12 protein-coding genes are annotated in these 17,233 nt (G+C 71.9%); 7 read left to right on the top strand and 5 right to left on the bottom strand.

Annotated features, from left to right (window positions below; translation table 11 throughout):
- Positions 1-128: 128 nt before the first annotated feature.
- Positions 129-2,420 carry an accessory Sec system translocase SecA2 gene (gene secA2, locus Q0Z83_RS02515; protein WP_317792139.1) on the bottom strand — a complete coding sequence of 764 codons (2,292 nt, stop codon included), beginning with the start codon at positions 2,418-2,420 and terminating at the stop codon, positions 129-131.
- 172 nt (positions 2,421-2,592) lie between these two features.
- Here secA2 and Q0Z83_RS02510 point away from each other — a divergent pair, with 172 nt between their 5' ends.
- Genes Q0Z83_RS02510 through Q0Z83_RS02495 form a run of 4 tightly spaced genes read left to right on the top strand, consistent with a single transcriptional unit; the run spans position 2,593 to position 6,988 of the window.
- Positions 2,593-3,333, top strand: coding sequence for an ATP-binding protein (locus Q0Z83_RS02510; RefSeq protein WP_317792138.1), 741 nt, complete (start codon positions 2,593-2,595; stop codon positions 3,331-3,333).
- The gene (locus Q0Z83_RS02505) at positions 3,330-4,304 is read left to right on the top strand and encodes a chemotaxis protein CheB (RefSeq protein ID WP_317792137.1); all 975 of its coding nucleotides are present in this window, start codon (positions 3,330-3,332) and stop codon (positions 4,302-4,304) included. Before Q0Z83_RS02510 ends, Q0Z83_RS02505 begins: the two co-directional genes overlap by 4 nt.
- 21 nt (positions 4,305-4,325) lie before the next feature.
- A complete protein-coding gene (locus tag Q0Z83_RS02500; RefSeq protein ID WP_317792136.1) occupies positions 4,326-6,206 on the top strand; it encodes a CheR family methyltransferase in 1,881 nt (626 codons plus the stop codon).
- Positions 6,207-6,259: 53 nt separating this feature from the next.
- Entirely contained in the window at positions 6,260-6,988 is a 729-nt protein-coding gene (locus Q0Z83_RS02495; protein WP_317792135.1) for an ATP-binding protein, read from the top strand.
- A 29-nt stretch (positions 6,989-7,017) separates the two neighbouring features.
- Here the strand turns inward: Q0Z83_RS02495 and Q0Z83_RS02490 are convergent, their stop codons facing one another.
- Complete coding sequence (locus Q0Z83_RS02490; protein WP_317792134.1) at positions 7,018-8,154, bottom strand: SigB/SigF/SigG family RNA polymerase sigma factor; 1,137 nt, start codon at positions 8,152-8,154, stop codon at positions 7,018-7,020.
- Between the two features lie 1,434 nt (positions 8,155-9,588).
- Between Q0Z83_RS02490 and Q0Z83_RS55710 the strand changes: the two genes are divergently transcribed.
- From Q0Z83_RS55710 to Q0Z83_RS02475, 3 genes are all read left to right on the top strand, one after another.
- Entirely contained in the window at positions 9,589-11,880 is a 2,292-nt protein-coding gene (locus Q0Z83_RS55710) for a pentapeptide repeat-containing protein (protein ID WP_396349887.1), read from the top strand.
- A gap of 838 nt (positions 11,881-12,718) precedes the next feature.
- A complete protein-coding gene (locus Q0Z83_RS02480) occupies positions 12,719-13,240 on the top strand; it encodes a hypothetical protein (RefSeq protein WP_317792132.1) in 522 nt (173 codons plus the stop codon).
- 178 nt (positions 13,241-13,418) lie between these two features.
- Positions 13,419-14,903: a glutamate--cysteine ligase gene (locus tag Q0Z83_RS02475; RefSeq protein WP_317792131.1), complete on the top strand. Its 1,485-nt coding sequence runs from the start codon at positions 13,419-13,421 to the stop codon at positions 14,901-14,903.
- Here Q0Z83_RS02475 and Q0Z83_RS02470 read toward each other — a convergent pair.
- Genes Q0Z83_RS02470 through cobO form a run of 3 tightly spaced genes read right to left on the bottom strand, consistent with a single transcriptional unit; the run spans position 14,873 to position 17,186 of the window.
- Positions 14,873-15,256 carry a cobalamin biosynthesis protein gene (locus Q0Z83_RS02470; protein WP_317792130.1) on the bottom strand — a complete coding sequence of 128 codons (384 nt, stop codon included), beginning with the start codon at positions 15,254-15,256 and terminating at the stop codon, positions 14,873-14,875. The genes Q0Z83_RS02475 and Q0Z83_RS02470 overlap by 31 nt on opposite strands.
- The gene (locus tag Q0Z83_RS02465) at positions 15,253-16,593 is read right to left on the bottom strand and encodes a cobyrinate a,c-diamide synthase (RefSeq protein ID WP_317792129.1); all 1,341 of its coding nucleotides are present in this window, start codon (positions 16,591-16,593) and stop codon (positions 15,253-15,255) included. The genes Q0Z83_RS02470 and Q0Z83_RS02465 overlap by 4 nt, the downstream gene beginning before the upstream one ends.
- On the bottom strand, positions 16,587-17,186 hold the full coding sequence (gene cobO, locus Q0Z83_RS02460) for a cob(I)yrinic acid a,c-diamide adenosyltransferase (RefSeq protein ID WP_317792128.1): 600 nt from the start codon (positions 17,184-17,186) through the stop codon (positions 16,587-16,589). Before cobO ends, Q0Z83_RS02465 begins: the two co-directional genes overlap by 7 nt.
- Positions 17,187-17,233 lie beyond the last annotated feature (47 nt).

Here is a 17,233-nt window from a genome sequence, read left to right as displayed (position 1 = left end):
AATTCATTCCGGGAACGCTTTCTGTCAGCCTCATTAAACATTGCCGAACGTCATGGGCATGAGAAGACAACCGGGGGCACCGCCGTCAAGGCGACACCCCCGGTATGAAACGATTTTCCGGTGTGAGATCAGCCGCCCGAGGTGAGGCGGCGGCCGACCGCGGCGATCAGCCGGTCCAACTCGGAGCCGAACGGGTTGTCGTGCACCAGGTAGGTCCAGGTGGCGCTGGGCCGGACGATCTCGGCCCGCTCCGGCTGCCAGCCGTCCGTCAGGTCGACCTCCTCGAAGGCCTCGATCGTCTTCGCCTCGACCTGGGTGAGCATCTCCTGGAAGGCCGGGACGGCCGACCTGTGGAACTCGTCCAGCGGGTCGAGCTTGCCCAGGGCGCGCAGGTGCACACCCTCCCGGACCTCGGACAGGTACGCCAGGTGGTCGGCCCACTGCTTGTCGAGGTGGTAGAGCGCGATCGCCCGGGCCGCGTCGGACAGCACGTCCTCGTCGGTCTCCTTGGCCTTGTCGGGCGACTTCTCCAGCAGCATGATCGCGGCGACCTCGGAGGTCAGCAGCCGCTCCCGGCGCTCGGCCAGCAGCAGACGCTGCTGCTCGATGACCACGCTGTAACGCCAGGTGTTCTTGTGGATCTCGTGGTTCACACCCTCGGCGACCCGCTGGGCGTGCTCGACCGCGTACTCCACCTGGGAGTCGTGCACGACACCGTCGATGTCCATCCGCGGCGAGGCCGGGATGATGTCACCGGCGTGCCGCTGGACCAGCTCGTCCTCGAGGCTGACGAAGAACACCGAGCGGCCCGGGTCGCCCTGCCGGCCGGCCCGGCCACGCAGCTGGTCGTCGACGCGGCGGCTGTCGTGCCGGCCGGAGCCGATCACGTAGAGGCCGCCCAGCTCGACCACGGCGTCGCGGTCCTTCTCGTCGCTGCCGCCGAGGCGGATGTCGACACCACGCCCGGCCATCTGGGTGGAGACGGTGACCGCGCCGAGCGCGCCGGCCTCGGCGATGATCGACGCCTCCTCGGCGTCGTTCTTCGCGTTCAGCACGTTGGACGGGACGCCCGCATCGGCGAGCTGACGGGCCAGGCGCTCGGACGCCTTCACGTCCAGGGTGCCGATCAGCACCGGACGGCCCGACTCGTGGGCGATCTTGATCTCCTCGACCAGGGCCTCGTCGCGCATGTCGTGCGCCGAGTAGATCCGGTCGACGTCGTCCTCACGGATGTTCGGCGTGTTCGACGGGATGACCGCGACCTCGAGCTTGAAGTACTCACGGAGCTGCTCGCCGACGTGCACGGCGGTCGCCGTCATGCCGCAGACCGTCTTGTACAGCGCGATGAACGCCTGCACGGTGATGGTGTCCAGCACCTCGCCCTCGGCGGTGGCGGACAGGCCCTCCTTGGCCTCCACGGCCGCCTGCAGACCGTCCGGCCAGCGACGACGCTGCGCGACCCGGCCGCGCATCTCGTCGATCAGCTCGACCCCGCCGTTACGGACGATGTAGTCGACGTCGCGACGCAGCAGGGCGTGCGCGTGCAGCGCCACGTTCACCGCGGACAGCTTCTCGACCTGGTCGTCCGCATAGAGGTCGATGTCGCCGAGCTGGGCCTCGATGTTCTTCAGCCCCTCCTCGGTGAAGGCCACCGAGCGGCCGTCCTCGGCCACCTCGTAGTCCTTGCCCTTGCGCAGGGCCCGCACCAGCTCGGCGGCCTCGTGCACCGGGTCGCTCTCCACCGAGGTGCTGCCGGCCAGCACCATCGGCACCCGGGCCTCGTCGATCAGGATCGAGTCGGCCTCGTCGACGATGCAGGTGGCCAGGTCGCGCTGGACCCGGTCGGCGACGTCGGTGACCAGCTGGTCGCGCAGGTAGTCGAAGCCGGCCTCGCTCACCGAGACGTAGGTGACGTCCGCCGCGTACGCCTCGCGGCGCTCCTCCGGCGTCATCAGCTCGGTCACCGACGCGACGGTCAGGCCGAGGAGCGTGTAGATCGGCTCCATCCACTCGGCGTCCCGGCGGGCCAGGTAGTCGTTGACGGTGAGGACGTGCACCGGGCCGTTGCCGAGGCGGGTGTGCCCATACGCCGCGATGGTCGCGGTGAGCGTCTTGCCCTCACCGGTCGCCATCTCGGCGACCCGCTTGTCGAGCAGCGCCATCGCGCCGAGCAACTGCACGTCATACGGCCGCTGGCTGATCGCCCGCCGGGCCGCCTCGCGGCCGATCGCACAGATCTCGACGTGATCGCTCGCCTCGCGCGCGGCCTCGGTCAGGGCCGCGTCGTCCATCTCCTGCAGAGCCTCCTCGCGCGCCTCGATCGCGGGGAGCCGCTTCGACAACGGGCCGAGGTCCACCGTCGTGCCCGGACGCTGGAGAAACTTGCGGAACCGGCTCTTCAGCCGCTGAGACACACCCATGGCGCGCAACGGTACTTCATTTTGCCCGATCTCAGGTGACGGACTCCCGCCGGATCGCCGGGAAGGATGTGCGCCGGTCATCGGCGCGCGAACGTTTGCCCCGCCCGGACGCCGGGCACCTGATGACCTGACGTCCGCCGGGCGTCCAGCGCGGACCGCCGGAGGGAGGCGCATGCCCAGCCAGCTCGTCTGCCGGCCGGAGCGGGATCTTCCGGTGGCGGTCCTGCGGGTCAGCGGCACCCTGGACCGGGACACCGGCGGGGCGCTCGGCACCGCGGTGCGTCGCAGCCTGGCCGGGCAGCCGGTGAAGGTGCTGCTCGACCTGACCCGACTCCGCGTCGGCGACCCGGTGGCCCTGACCGGGCTGGGCGCCGTGGTCTGCCAGGCGGAGGAGTTCCCGTCGGTGCCGATCGTGGTGTGCGGCGCCGACCCGCAGACCCGCGACGCCCTGGCCGGTGTCCGGGACTGCGCCGGTCTGGAATACGCCGACGACTGCGACAAGGCGCTGGCCGATGCGGAGGCCGAACCCGGTGGTCTCGCCGTGCGGGTGCGGTTGCGGCCGGTCCCGGAGGCCTGCCGTCAGGTACGGAACCTGATCGTCCAGGCCGGTACGGCGTGGCAGTGCGCCGATCTGACCGCCACCGCCACCCTGGTCGCCACCGAACTGGTCGCCAACGTGGTCCGGCACGCGCACACCACCATGGAGTTCACCCTCGGTCTTCGGGGCGGCCGGCTGACCATGGCGGTCCGCGACGGCAGCCGCCTGATGCCCCGCACCCTCGACCCGGCCGTCACCTCCGCCGGTGGACGCGGGCTGCGCCTGGTCCGCGAGCTCACCGACGCGTGGGGTGTCCTGCCGGTCCCCGACGGCAAGGTGGTGTGGACCCAGCTCAGCACCGGGGCGCCGGGATGACCACCGAGCATCGTGATCTGGTCGCCGTGGGCGCGTCCGCCGGCGGGGTGGAGGCGCTGCGCGCGATGGTCGCCGGGTTGCCCGCCGACTATCCGGGCGCGGTCCTGGTGGTCCTGCACGTGCCCCGGTCGGCGCCGAGTGCGCTGCCGGGCATCCTGTCCCGGGGCGGTCCGCTACCGGCAGACACGGCCCGCGACGGGGAGATCGTCCGGTCCGGCCGCGTCTACGTGGCCCCCGCCGACCACCATCTGCTGCTGCTCGACGGGCACATCCGGCTGAGCCGCGGTCCCGCCGAGAACGGGCATCGTCCCGCGGTCGATCCACTGTTCCGCTCGGTGGCCCGGGCCGCCGGGCGGCGGGCGATCGGCGTCGTGCTGTCCGGAGCCCGGGACGACGGCGCGGCCGGGCTGGCCACGATCGCCTCCCGCGGCGGTGCCACGGTGGTGCAGGACCCGGCCGACGCGCTGCACCCGTGGATGCCGCGGGCCGCGCTGGAGGCGGTGACGGCCGATCACGTGGTCCCGGCCGCGGGGATCGGCCCACTGCTGGCCGCGCTGACCGCGACGCCCCTGGCACCGGCGCCCGAACCCGAACCCGACCCGCTGCTGGACGCGGAGGTGGCCATGTCCGAGCTCTTTCCGTTGAGCAGTGACCGGATCGCGCCACCGGCCGGGTTCGGTTGCCCCAGCTGCGGCGGCAGCCTGTTCCAGATCGAGGAGAAGCCGCTTCCCCGGTTCCGCTGCCGGGTCGGGCACGCCTGGTCGCCGGAGACCCTCCTGGACGAGCAGACCGCCTCGCTGGAGAGCGCGCTGTGGATGGCGCTGCGCGCGCTCAAGGAGAAGGCGGAGCTGAGCCGGCGGATGGCCGTCGACGGCCGGGAACGCTATCTGGACACCGCGGAGGACGCCGAGACCGCGGCCGGCACACTCCGGGACCTGATCGCCCGTCTCGGCGCCACAGGTACCGGCTGACGTGCGGTAGCGTTCCGGATCGTGCAAGCGACCGACCCGCAATTCGAAGCCCTTCTGGTCTACCTCAAAGAGTCCAGGGGCTTCGACTTCACCGGCTACAAGCGGTCCAGCCTCATGCGGCGGGTCAATCGGCGGATGACCCAGGTGGACGCGACCGACTATCCGGAGTATCTGGACCATCTCCAGGTCCACCCGGACGAGTTCACCGCGCTCTTCAACACCATCCTGATCAACGTGACGGCGTTCTTCCGGGACGCCGACGCCTGGGAGTACCTGCGGGCCGAGGTGCTCGAGCCGATGGTCACGGCCAAGCCGGCCGACTCGATGATCCGGATCTGGTCGGCCGGGTGCGCGTCCGGCGAGGAGGCGTACACGCTGGCCATGGTCCTGGCCGAGATGCTCGGCATCGACCAGTTCAAGGACCGGGTCAAGATCTACGCGACGGACGTCGACGAGGAGCAGCTCAACGAGGCCCGGCAGGCGTCGTACGGCGAGCGCGAGATCCAGGATCTCGACCCGGAGCTGGTCGAACGCTACTTCGAGCAGGTCAACGGCCGGTACACGTTCCGCAAGGACCTGCGCCGGTCGGTCATCTTCGGCCGCAACGACCTGGTGCAGGACGCCCCGATCTCCCGGATCGACCTGCTCACCTGCCGCAACACGCTGATGTACTTCAACGCCGAGACCCAGTCGAAGATCCTCGGCCGGTTCCACTTCGCCCTCAACGACACCGGCGTGCTGTTCCTCGGCAAGGCGGAGATGCTGCTCAGCCACGGCAGCCTGTTCACCCCGATCGACCTGAAGCGGCGGGTCTTCCGTCGGGTCCCCCGCCTGTACGCCCCGCCCGGCGTGGTCTTCACCGACCCGCCGCCGGCCGGCACCGGCGGTGTCACCGGGCTCGACGAATTGCGCAACGAGGCGTTCGCGGCGAGCCCACTGGCCCAGCTGGCGCTCACCTCGGACGGTCTGGTCGCGCTCTCGAACCGACACCTGGAGAAGATGTTCGGGGTGTCCTCGCGCGACATCGGCCGCCCGTTCCGCGACCTGGACCTGTCCTACCGGCCGGTCGAGCTGCGCCGCTACATCGAGCAGACCCAGCTGGAGCGCCGCACCCTGCGGGTCACCGACGTCGAGTACCACCGCGGCTCCGAGGTCGTCCACCTGGTGGTGCAGATCAGCCCGCTCAGCGGTGCCGACGGCAGCCTCCTCGGCGTCAACCTGATCTTCCACGACATGACCGCTGCCCGGCGCCTGCAGGACGACCTGGAACACGCCAACCAGCAGCTCGAGGCGGCGTACGAGGAACTCCAGTCGACCAACGAGGAGCTGGAGACCACCAACGAGGAACTCCAGTCCACGGTCGAGGAACTGGAGACCACCAACGAGGAACTCCAGTCCACGGTCGAGGAACTGGAGACCACCAACGAGGAACTCCAGTCGACGAACGAGGAACTGGAGACCATGAACGAGGAACTCCAGTCCACCAACGACGAGTTGCAGAGCATCAACGACCAGCTGCGGATCAGCACCGGCCGGCTGGACGAGGCGAACGCCTTCCTGGAGACCGTCCTGACCAGCCTCCAGGCCGGGGTCGCGGTCGTCGACCCGGATCTGCGGATCCGGATGTGGAACCGGCACGCCGAGGACCTGTGGGGGCTGCGCTCCGGCGAGGTGATCGGCCAGCACTTCCTCAACCTGGACATCGGGCTGCCCATCGATCAGGTGCGGCCGCTGCTGCGCGGCGCCCTCGGGGCCGACGGCGGGTCCGGCGAGATCCGCCTCGACGCCGTCAATCGGCGCGGCCGCAACGTCACCGTCCGAGTGGCGTGCACCCCGCTGCGCAGTCGCGACGGTGGCCCGGGCGGGGGCGACGGGGCCATCATCGTGATGGAGACGGACTGACGTTTACCACACCCCGGGCGGGGAAACCGCCAGTCACTCGGAAGGGCGGTGCCATGGCGATCCGGTGTGAGGTGAGCGGCGACGGCGCCAACCTGGTGGCCGCGCTGTCCGGCGGTCTCCAGCTGACCGACAGCGCGAGCCTGCGCGAGCAACTGCTCAAATGCCTCGCCGAACAGCCCGAGGCACTGCTCGTCGACCTGTCCGCGATGTGGGTCGATCAGCCGCTCGCACTGTCGATCTTCAAGGTGGTGCTGCGGCAGGCGGCCCGCTGGCCGGGCACGCCGGTTCTGCTCTGCGCGCCCGGGCCGCAGACCCGTGAACTGCTCTCCACCGCGGCCAACCATCGGCTGCCGCTCTACCCCACCGTCGCGGCCGCGCTCGCGCACCTGCACGACGAACGGAGCACCATGCCGTCGATCAGCGAAGAACTACTGCCGGTCAGCGGCTCCACCCGGCACGCCCGCGACGTCGCCACCGAGGCGTGCGTGCGCTGGGACCTGCCCGACCTGGTCGCCCCGGCCAGCCTGATCGTCACCGAACTCGTCGCCAACGTCGTCGACCACGCCGACACGATGATGACGCTGCGTCTGTCACTGCGGCACCGGTACCTCAGCATCGCGGTCCGGGACGGCTCGCCACAACCACCGTCGCCGTCCCTCTCCGGACCGCCACAAGCGGCCACCGGGCGCGGGTTGCGCCTGGTCAACGAGATCGCTTACAGCTGGGGTTATCTGCCCTCGACCGGCGGCAAGGTGGTCTGGGCGGCTTTGCGCCGCCCCTGACGGCCGTCACGGTCCGTCACCATCCGCGATCAGGCCCGGCGCAGCACACCGGCCAGGCCCGACACTGCCAAGATCCTCGCGACGTACGGCTGAGCGCCCGTCACGCCGAACTCGACCCGTGCCGCCGCGGCGGTCTGCACGGCGTCCAGCAGCACCGACACGCCCGCGGCGTCCACCAGCGGGACCGCCGTCAGGTCGACCAGCACCGACCGTACCCCCGCGCCGTTGATCGCATGCCGCAGGCCGACCCGCAGCCGCTCCGCGGTGTCCCGGTCGACCTCGCCGCGAACCCGCACCGCCAGGGCGCCGCCCTCCCGGGTCACCGCCACCTGCATGCCCGGCCGGCCGGCCCGCGACTCGCCCTCCCAGTGCGGCGGGTTGTCGCTCAGCATCGCCTCACGCAGCCAGGTCAGCGCCCGGCTCAGCAGCCGCGACACGTGCATCTGCGAGATGCCCAGCTCCTCGGCGATCTCCGCCTGGGTGCGGTTGCCGTAGAACCGCATCGCGAGCATCCGGCGCTCCCGGGCCGGCATACGCAGCAGCAGATCGGTGACGGTCAGCTTGTCGGTCACCGACTCCAGCTCGGTGTCCAGCCCGCCCAGCAGGTCACCGAACTCCATCGCGCCGTCCTCGGCGACCGGGGCGTTCAGCGACGCCGGCGAGTAACCGGCGGCCGACTCGACCGCCTCGCGCACCGCCTCCTCGGACACGCCGAGACGGTCGGCCAGCTCACCCGTCGTCGGGTTCCGAGCCAGCGTGCCGGTCAGCAGCATCGAGGCGTGACCGACCTCCAGGCTCAGATCCTGCACCCGGCGCGGCACGTGCACACCCCAGGTGCGGTCCCGGAAGTGGCGCTTCAGCTCACCGGAGATGGTGATCACCGCGTACGCCGTGAACGAGCCGCGCTCCGGATCGTACCGATCGATCGATTTGACCAGGCCCAGACGCGCGACCTGTTCCAGATCCTCCAGATGCTCGCCGCGCCCGCGGTAGCGGCGGGCGAGCCGCCCGGCGAACGGCAGACAGAACCGGATCAACCGCTCCCGGGACGCCTCGGCCTCGGCCGGGGTCGCGCCGTCCAGACGCTCCGCGTAGGCGAGCGCGGCCGCGTCGAGATCCTCCAGCATGCTTTCGGCCGGTTCCCCGACCTGACCTCGCGAGGGCATGTCACCCCTTCCGGAAGCGGCCCGGGGCAGCACCGGCTGATCCGGCACACGCCCCGCCATCGGAAGCTACTGCCCGTTCCACACTCCCCCCAAACCCCGCTGCTACGTCGCGCGCTCGCCCCATCGGCCGCCGGACGGCCGCCGACGGGTCTGCGTCGCGTCCGTCACCAGGAGCGATCAGTCCCGACGGCAGTCTCTCCCGGATTCCGTCGCCCGGGTACGGAACAGCCGCGACGTCAGCCCAAAGCGCGACGTCTACTGCCGTGGGCGGCGGCCGGGCAGGCCGCTCGGTGCCGTCGACGGATCCTCCAACGTCTCCGGGACGCTGTCCGGAGCCGGCCGGGCCGCGGCCGGGCCGCCCCGGGACGGGAGACCGGACGGGGCGTTCTGCTCGTCGGCCGGAGCGCCGTCGGGCGGGGCGGTGTTGTGCTGACCCATGTCCGGCGCCTGCAGCGGGGACCGCGGGGCGTTGTGCTGCCCCATATCGGGCGCCTGCAACGGCGAACGCGGCGCATTGTGCTGACCCATGTCCGGCGCCTGCAACGGCGAACGCGGCGCATTGTGCTGACCCATGTCGGGCGCCTGCAACGGGCTCGGGGCATTGTGCTGACCCATGTCCGGCGCCTGCAACGGGGACCGCGGCGCGTTGTGCTGACCCATGTCCGGCGCCTGCAACGGCGAACGCGGGGCGTTGTGCTGCCCCATATCGGGCGCCTGCAGCGGGGACCGCGACGCGTTGTGCTGCCCCATATCGGGCGCCTGCAACGGGCTCGGGGCGTTGTGCTGACCCATGTCCGGCGCCTGCAACGGGGAGAGGGCCGGGCGCTGAGCGCCTTCCGCCGCGGGCGTCGGCGCATTGTGCTGGCCCATGTCCGGGGCCTGCTGCGGTGAACGGGATGTGGGGTTCATCAGTGGAGGCGTGGTCATGGGCTCGCCGGGCTGCGGGGCGGGCATCGCAGCCTGCGGCGGAGTCCCCGGCTGGTCCTGCGGGGCGGGTGCCGGGGGCGCTCCGAAGGTTCCCGGCATCGGCGGGAGCTGCGGTGCGGCCGTCGCCGGCGGGCGGGCCGAGCGGGTGAACCGGGGTGCGTCGAGCGGACTGTTCTGCTGGCTGTAGAGGGGCGGCCGCCGCATCAGCTCGTCCACGTCGTCCGACAGCGGCGCGCCCGGGGCGGGCATGCCACCGAACGCCGCCTGGCCCGGCGCGGCCGGCGGCATCCCGCCGTACGACGGTTGGCCCGGCGCGTTGGAGGGCGAACCGGGCATCCCGCCGACCGGTGCCGGACCGGAGGCGGGCGAATCCGGAGCAGGCAGGCCGCCGAACGACGCCGGGTTCTGTGCCGCGGACATGCCACCGAACGTCGGCGGGTTCTGCCCTGAGGGTGGCATCGTGCCCGGCCCCGGCGTGACCGGCACGGCCGGCATCATCCCGGTGGCATCGAAGCCGCCCGGAGTGCCGCCACCTGGGAAACCTCCGGCGTCCGTGGTGCCGTTTCGCCCGGGGACGACTCCCCCGGGAGCCATGCCGCCGAAGGTGGCACCGCCCGTATCGCCACTCGCCGGGAACGAGCCACCAGGCGCCCCCTGACCGAAACCACCCTGACCGGGGCCGTTCTGACCAGGGCTGTTCTGACCGAAACCACCCTGGCCGGGGCCGGCCTGACCGAAACCACCCTGGCCGGGGCCGTTCTGGTTCGAGGCGCCTGGAACGAAACCCTCGCCGTGGCCGCCCGGACCGGGCCGATCCTGCCCGAATCCGCCCTGGTTGAATCCGCCCTGGTTGAATCCGCCCTGGTCGAAGGAACCGGGTCCGGACGCGCCGGAGCCGAAACCACCCTGGCCGGAGTTACTCAGGCCCGGAATGCCCGATCCGAAGTCACCCTGGGCCGGTCTGCCGGACTCAACCCCACCCTGGCCGGGCACGCCCGAACCGAAGCCACCCGGACCCGGACCGAAACCGCCCTGACCCGATGCGTTCTGGTCACCCCCGAAACCGCCCGGACCAGGCATCCCCTGACCGAATCCGCCCTCACCGGGAGCGTCCTGGCCGAAGCTCGGCCGGCCCGCGACCTCAGCATCCGGCGTGTGCGGCCCGGACACGGACTGGCCGAAGCCGCCCGGGGCGGTCATTCCCGGGCCCGGAGGTCGGCCGGCTTCGCCGGGTGGGGTGCCGTAGGTCGCCGCACCGGGCTGGTTGAACGGTGCACGGACGGTGGGTCCCGGGACCGTGCGGCCCGGTTCGCCGCCCGGGAAACCGCCACCGGGGAACGAACCACCAGGAACCGGTCCGCCCGCCGGATCTCCTCCCGGATAGGTGCCGGGCGGGAACGATCCGCTGGGGAACCCCGGGCTCACGCCGCCGGGTGCGGGGAAGGCCGAACCGCTCTGGTGCTCGCCCCCGGGGTAGACGCCCGAAACCCCGAGGCCACTCCCCGGCACCGCGGCACTGCCGGAGGCCGGGCCCCCACCGGGGATCCCGGAGCCGCCTGGCACCGCCGCGGTTCCGGAGGCGGAACCCGGGAACGACGAACTCCCGCCGGAAGAGCCCGGGAAGAGGCCGTTGTGGGGCGGGAAGGACGACGAGCCCTCGGCCGGTTGAGCAGCGGGCGTGTCGATGCCGGGGCCGGTGAGACCGGCGCGGGACGCCAGACTGCTTCGCGGCGACGACGCGCCCGGGTAGGCCGCACCTCCCGGAGCCGATCCGGTCACGCCATGAGCCGCCCCCGCACCGCCGGAAGCCGATCCGGCGCCGCCGTAAGCCGCATCCAGACCGCCCGCGGCACCACCGGGAACGGCACCCGTCCCACCCGGAGCCGGCCCGAAACCACCGGGAACCGAACCCGGACCGCTCGGCGCCGAACCGAAACCACCAGCAGCCGCACCCGGACCGCTCGGGGCCGAACCGAAACCACCGGGAACCGCACCGAGACCGCTCGGATTCGGACCGGCGTCGCCAGGAGCCACGCCCGTCCCCGCCCCCGGGCCGGAGAGGGGGCCGCCCGGCGCGGACGCTTCAGTGGGTGCCGGACCCGTGTTGGCGGAGCGGGCGCCGGGCGCGCCCAGACCGAACGGGCCGGGCGGGATTCCCGGGGCCGAACTACCGGACGAGATCTCCCGGGGTGGACCACCGGCCGGACCGGACGCCGCATGACCGGCGCCGCCGGACGGAGCGGACCCGGATCCGTCCTCGGCGATCAGCCACGGCGGGCGGGAGCCCTCGGCCGGTCCGGAACCACTCGTCTGCCAGGAGCCGGTCTCCTCGGTCGCCCAACTCGGCTGGGACGGTTCGGCCGCGGGGGGACGCAGGCCGGACGGCTCGGCCGCCGACCAGGGTCGGTGGCCCTCGGCGGCGGTCGGCGGCCCGGACACCCCGGGCGATGTTCCGGATATTCCGGACACCTGCCATCCGCCGGCCGCGGGAGATCCGTCAGCCGGCGGTGGGGGCATCGCACCCGGCGGAGGCATCGCACCGGGCGGAGGCATCGCACCGGGCGAAGACATGGAACCCGGCGAAGACACGACGCCCGGCGAAGACATCGGGACCGCTCCCCGCGCAGCCCCGAACCGGGATCCGCCGGGAGCACCGTCGCCGGGACGGAATTCCCCCGGACCGAGTGCGCCATCACCGGCACGAAAGCCACCGGATCCCGCGCCGAGGGTGGAGTCACCCTCCGGGAGACCGCCATGACCAGCGGCGACCCCGGCTTCACCGCCGGAGAAGCCACCTGAGGCGCCACCGGGGAAGTCACCACGAGCCGCGCCGGAAACGCCACCGAGCCCACTACCCGCGAAGTCACCGAGCCCACTGCCGGACGTGCCGCTGGAGAAGTCGCCGGGGAAGGTGCCGGAGACCCCGGACGGCGTTTCGAACGTGGCGCCCCCGAGCCCCGCGATGGCGGAGCCGGGATCGAGCGGCGTCCCGGAAAGCGGATTCTCGCCGGAGAAGGAGCCGGTGGCCGTACCGGATGAGGCGAAGCCCCCGGGCGCGGAGGGATCTGGGACCGGAACATGTGCGGACTCCTCGACCACCCAGGGTGGCGGTGTCGGCGTGGCGGGTGGCATGAGGCCCGATGCGGGTGGGGTCCAGGCGGGCCGGGTCGCGGCGACGAGGCCGGAGGCCTCGGCGAGGCCGGCCGCGGCGAGGACCTCGGCGGCGGCCTGGGCGGTACGGCAGGGCAGCGGCTCACCGCAGGCGGGGCACTCGGTGATGCCGTCGTGCGGGCCGAGCCCGCCGCCGTGCGCCTCGACCATCTTGGTCGCGGTTCGGGCCAGCACACTTTCCGGTTTGACGTAAGTCGATGCCATAGCCCGTTCGCCCCCATCCCCGGCCTGTCCACCTGCCGGGACGACACGGTGGTCCCGCCGGTTGTCTCGGCTCCGCTCCAGTTCACCCCTTCGGGGGTAGCCGGAGGGTGGATTTCCCCAGATCAGTGCGGATCGGGGGGCGGGTTGGCGGAAATCGGGACGGCGCACGTGACCGGGCGGTATGCAGTGAGAGGAAATTCACTCACGGTATTGAGACGTGTTCGCTCCGTAGCATGAAGGTACTTCCAGGAGGTGACCCCCCATGGACGACACCGAGCTGCACCGCGAGCGGATCCTCCGGCACGTCAGTCCGATCATCACCGGCCGTTTCGTCGGTTTCCAGACGTCCTACACCCGTGAGGTGCGTATCGGCCGGCCGGTCGCCCTCGCCGTCTTCCTGCTGGCCGGCATCGCCCAGCTGATCGGCTCCCTGTTACGGATGACCCCGGCCCGGCGCACCCTGAAGGAGCTGCGCAAGGGTCCGGAGTTCCTGGTGACGCCGGTCCGGATGCGCGACGACCTCGGGCAGATCTACGAGATCGAGATGCACGGGCAGCTGCCGCAGTCGGCGCTGCACCGCGGCGACCTGATCCAGGTGCGCACCGAGCCGCAGGCCGACCCGACGCTGCCGGTCCGCCTGATGCAGGTGGTCAACCTGACGACGATGCAGCCGCTGACCCCGCGCATCCCCACCCAGTGGTCGCACATGGGTCCGGCGCTGCTGCTGCAGGCCGCCGTCGGTGTGACGATCTTCGGCGCCGTGATGGCCGTCTGGCTGGGATGATTTTCGGCCCGCCGGGGTACGTACCGCGCCCATGAAAGATCGTTTGGACATCTGGCGAGAATGGACGGTCCGCACCGGGCGCACCGCCATCGACAGCCGTCATCATGACGATGGGGGGCGGCGGCTACGGCGCCGCGCGCTCCTCTGGCGTCTCTGACGGCTCGAAAGGTGGTGCGTGGTGGGCGAGAAAGTCGACCAGACCAATTTCACCCGCGAGGACCGGACCCGCTATCGGCAGAAGATCCGCCGTAGCCTCGACGTGTTCGCGACGATGTTGCGCGAGGCACGCTTCGAGTTCGAACGTCCGCTGACCGGCATGGAGATCGAGCTCAACCTGATCGACGACCACGCCGATCCGGCGATGCGCAACGCCGAGGTGCTGGGTGCGATCGCCGATCCGGACTTCCAGACGGAGCTGGGCCAGTTCAACATCGAGATCAACCTGCCGCCGCGGCGGTTGGCCGGCGACGACTTCGCCGAGCTGGAACGCGGCCTGCGGTCCAGCCTGAACCAGGCCGAGCGGCGGGCCCGGGCGGCCGGTGCGCACATGGTGACGATCGGCATCCTGCCGACCCTGCGGCGCGAGCACCTCACCGGCGAGGCGCTCACCGTCAACCCGCGCTACCAGCTGCTCAATGAGCAGATCTTCGCGGCCCGGGGCGAGGACCTGGACATCCGCATCGACGGGGTGGACCGGCTGGCCGTCACCACCGACACCATCGCGCCCGAGGCGGCCTGCACCAGCACCCAGTTCCATCTCCAGGTGAGCCCGGCGCAGTTCGCCGCGTACTGGAACGCCTCGCAGATCGTCGCGGGCATCCAGGTCGCGCTGGGCGCCAACTCGCCGCTGCTGTTCGGCCGGGAGCTGTGGCGGGAGACCCGGATCCCGCTGTTCGAGCAGGCCACCGACACCCGGTCGGAGGAGATAAGAGCCCAGGGGGTACGCCCACGCGTCTGGTTCGGGGAACGCTGGATCACCAGTGTCTTCGACCTGTTCGAGGAGAACGTCAGGTACTTCCCGGCGCTCCTGCCGATCTGCGACATCCACGATCCGGCCGAGATCCTGGAGCGCGGTGAGATCCCGGAGCTCAGCGAGCTGCGCCTGCACAACGGCACGGTGTACCGGTGGAACCGGCCGATCTACGCGGTCGTCAACGGGCGCCCGCACCTACGGGTCGAGAACCGGGTGCTTCCGGCCGGGCCGACGGTCGCCGACACGATCGCGAACGCCGCGTTCTACTACGGGCTGACCCGCACGATCGCCGAGGCGGAACGGCCGCTGTGGACGCAGATGAGTTTCCGGGCGGCCGAGGAGAACTTTCACAACTGTGCCCGGCACGGTATCGACGCCACGGTCTTCTGGCCCGGCCACGGCACCCTGCCGGTCACCGAGCTGGTGCTGCGGTCGCTGCTGCCGCAGGCGTCGGCCGGGCTCGACCTGTGGGGGGTGGCCCCGGCCCACCGGGACCGGCTGCTCGGCATCATCGAGCAGCGCTGCCTGCGGCACCGCAACGGCGCGGCCTGGCAGGTGGAGACGTTGCACGCCCTGGAGACCCAGGGGTACGACCGGGACCGCGCCCTGCACGAGATGGTCCGGCGTTATCTGCCGTTGATGCACGACAACATCCCCGTTCACGAGTGGCCGGGCGCCGCGAAGGGCTGACCGGCGAGCGCCACGGTCACCCCGTCCCGGGCGGTCTTCGGCCGGATCAGCACCGCTCCGGGACCGGCGGCCAGCAGTGCCGCCGCCTCGGCGACGCTCGGGGCGCCGGTGGCGGCGGCCGTCCGGAGGCTCGGGTTCGGCACCGGGCAGGCGGCCAGTTCGGCGGCCGTGAAAGCGGACAGCCGCCATCCGAAGCCGGTGGCCAGCTCCTGGAACCGGTGTTCGGCGGCCCGCCGGTCCAGGGTGGCGAGCACCGTGACCATGGCCGGTCCGATACCGGCCGCGGCCAGCGCGGCGAGCACCGGTGCCCGCAGCGGGACACCGCTGCGGGCACCCAGCCCCAGCGCGATCAACGGGCCGCCGCGGCGACCAGGTTGCGGGCCAGCGACGGCGTGCCCGCCCAGTGCAGGTGCAGGTAGGACGCGTGCACCGTGGCGGTCGCGAAGCCCTCCGGGTCGGCGCCGCGCCACGCCCAGGCGGCACCGGCCGCCGGGGACAGCAGCAGACCGGACCGAGGGTGCACGGTGGTGCGGTGGAACTCGTGGCCGGTGACCCGGGTGCCGGCCGGGGCGAGCGGGCTGTCGGCCAGCGCCACGGCGTCCCGGTAGCCGAGGGTCAGCGACGGGGTCATCACCGCCTCGGCGTCGAGCACCCCACACATCGGCTGCCCGTCGAGCGTGCGGCACAGCCAGAGCAGGCCGGCGCATTCGGCGGCGATCACGCCCCGGAACGCGGCCACTTCGGCACGCAGTTCCGCGTTCTCGCTGAGCGCGGCCGCGTGCACCTCGGGGAAGCCACCGCCGACCACGAGCGCGCGGGCGCCGGCCGGCAGGGACGTGTCGTGCAGCGGGTCGAACGGGACGACTGTCGCTCCCGCCCCGGTCAACAACTCGGTCGTCTCGGCGTACGAGAAGGAGAAAGCCGGACCACCGGCGACCGCGACCACCGGGCCACCCGGCACCGGGTCCGCCGCCTCGGGTGTCCACGGCGTAGCCGGGAAAGGCGCCGCCGACGCGGCCACCGCGGCCACCGCGTCCAGGTCGACCGACGCCGCGATCAGCGTGGCCAGTGCGTCCACCGAGGCCAGCGCTTCGGCCCGGCGTTCGGCGGCGGGCACCAGCCCGAGATGCCGGGACGGCGCGGCGACCGCGTCGGCCCGCCGCAGTGCACCGAGTACCGGCGTGCCGACCTCCTCGCAGGCGTCCCGCAGGATCTGCTCGTGCCGGTCCGAACCGACCCGGTTGAGGATCACCCCGGCCATCCGCACGTTGCCGAAGCTGCGGAACCCGTGCACCAGCGCGGCGATCGACCGGCCCTGCGCGGCCGCGTCCACCACCATGATCACCGGGGCGTCGAGGAGCCCGGCGACCTGCGCCGTCGACCCGGACTCACCGGCGCCGGTCCGCCCGTCGTAGAGGCCCATCACACCCTCGACGATCGCCAGGTCGGCGCCCGCCGACCCGTGCGCGAACAGCGGCCCGACCAGGTGCTCACCCACCATCACCGGGTCCAGGTTGCGGCCCGGCCGACCGGCGGCGAGGGCGTGGTAGCCCGGGTCGATGTAGTCCGGCCCCACCTTGAACGGCGCCACCCGCACCCCGCGCCGCGCGAACGCCGCCAGCAGCCCGGTCGTCACGGTCGTCTTCCCGTGCCCGCTGGCCGGCGCGGCGATGACGATCCGGTTCACCATTCGATGCCCTGCTGTCCCTTACGGCCGGCGTCCATCGGGTGCTTCACCTTGGTCATCTCGGTGACCAGGTCGGCCGCCGCGATCAGATCCGGGTGCGCGTCCCGCCCGGTGATCACCACATGCTGGTTGCCGGGCCGGGCGGCGAGTGTCTCCACCACGTCGGCGACGTCCACCCAGCCCCACTTCATCGGATAGGTGAACTCGTCCAGCACATAGAACTTGAACGTCTCCGCGGCCAGGTCCCGCTTGATCTGCGCCCAGCCCTCGGCCGCCTCGACGGCGTGGTCCCGCTCGGTGCCGGCCCGCTGGATCCAGGACCAGCCCTCACCCATCTTGTGCCAGGTGACGGGCGCTTTCCCGGCCTCGCCGAGAGCCTTGAGCGCGGCCTCCTCGCCGACCTTCCACTTCTCCGACTTGACGAACTGGAACACCCCGATCGGCCAGCCGGCACTCCATGCCCGCAGCGCCATCCCGAACGCGGCCGTCGACTTCCCCTTACCGGGCCCGGTGTGCACGGCGAACACCGCCTGCCGCCGCCGCTGCCGCGTCGTCAGCCCGTCGTCGGGCACGCTCGTCACTTTCCCTTGCGGCACGATTTCCTCCCTCAAGATCAAACCCATGCTTCGGTACGGCCATCGCG

Origin of the sequence: Actinoplanes sichuanensis, from assembly GCF_033097365.1 — a bacterium.
Classification (GTDB): Bacteria; Actinomycetota; Actinomycetes; order Mycobacteriales; family Micromonosporaceae; genus Actinoplanes; species Actinoplanes sichuanensis.
Note: the sequence above shows the minus strand (reverse complement) of the source record. Positions and strands in the feature narration are given on the sequence as shown.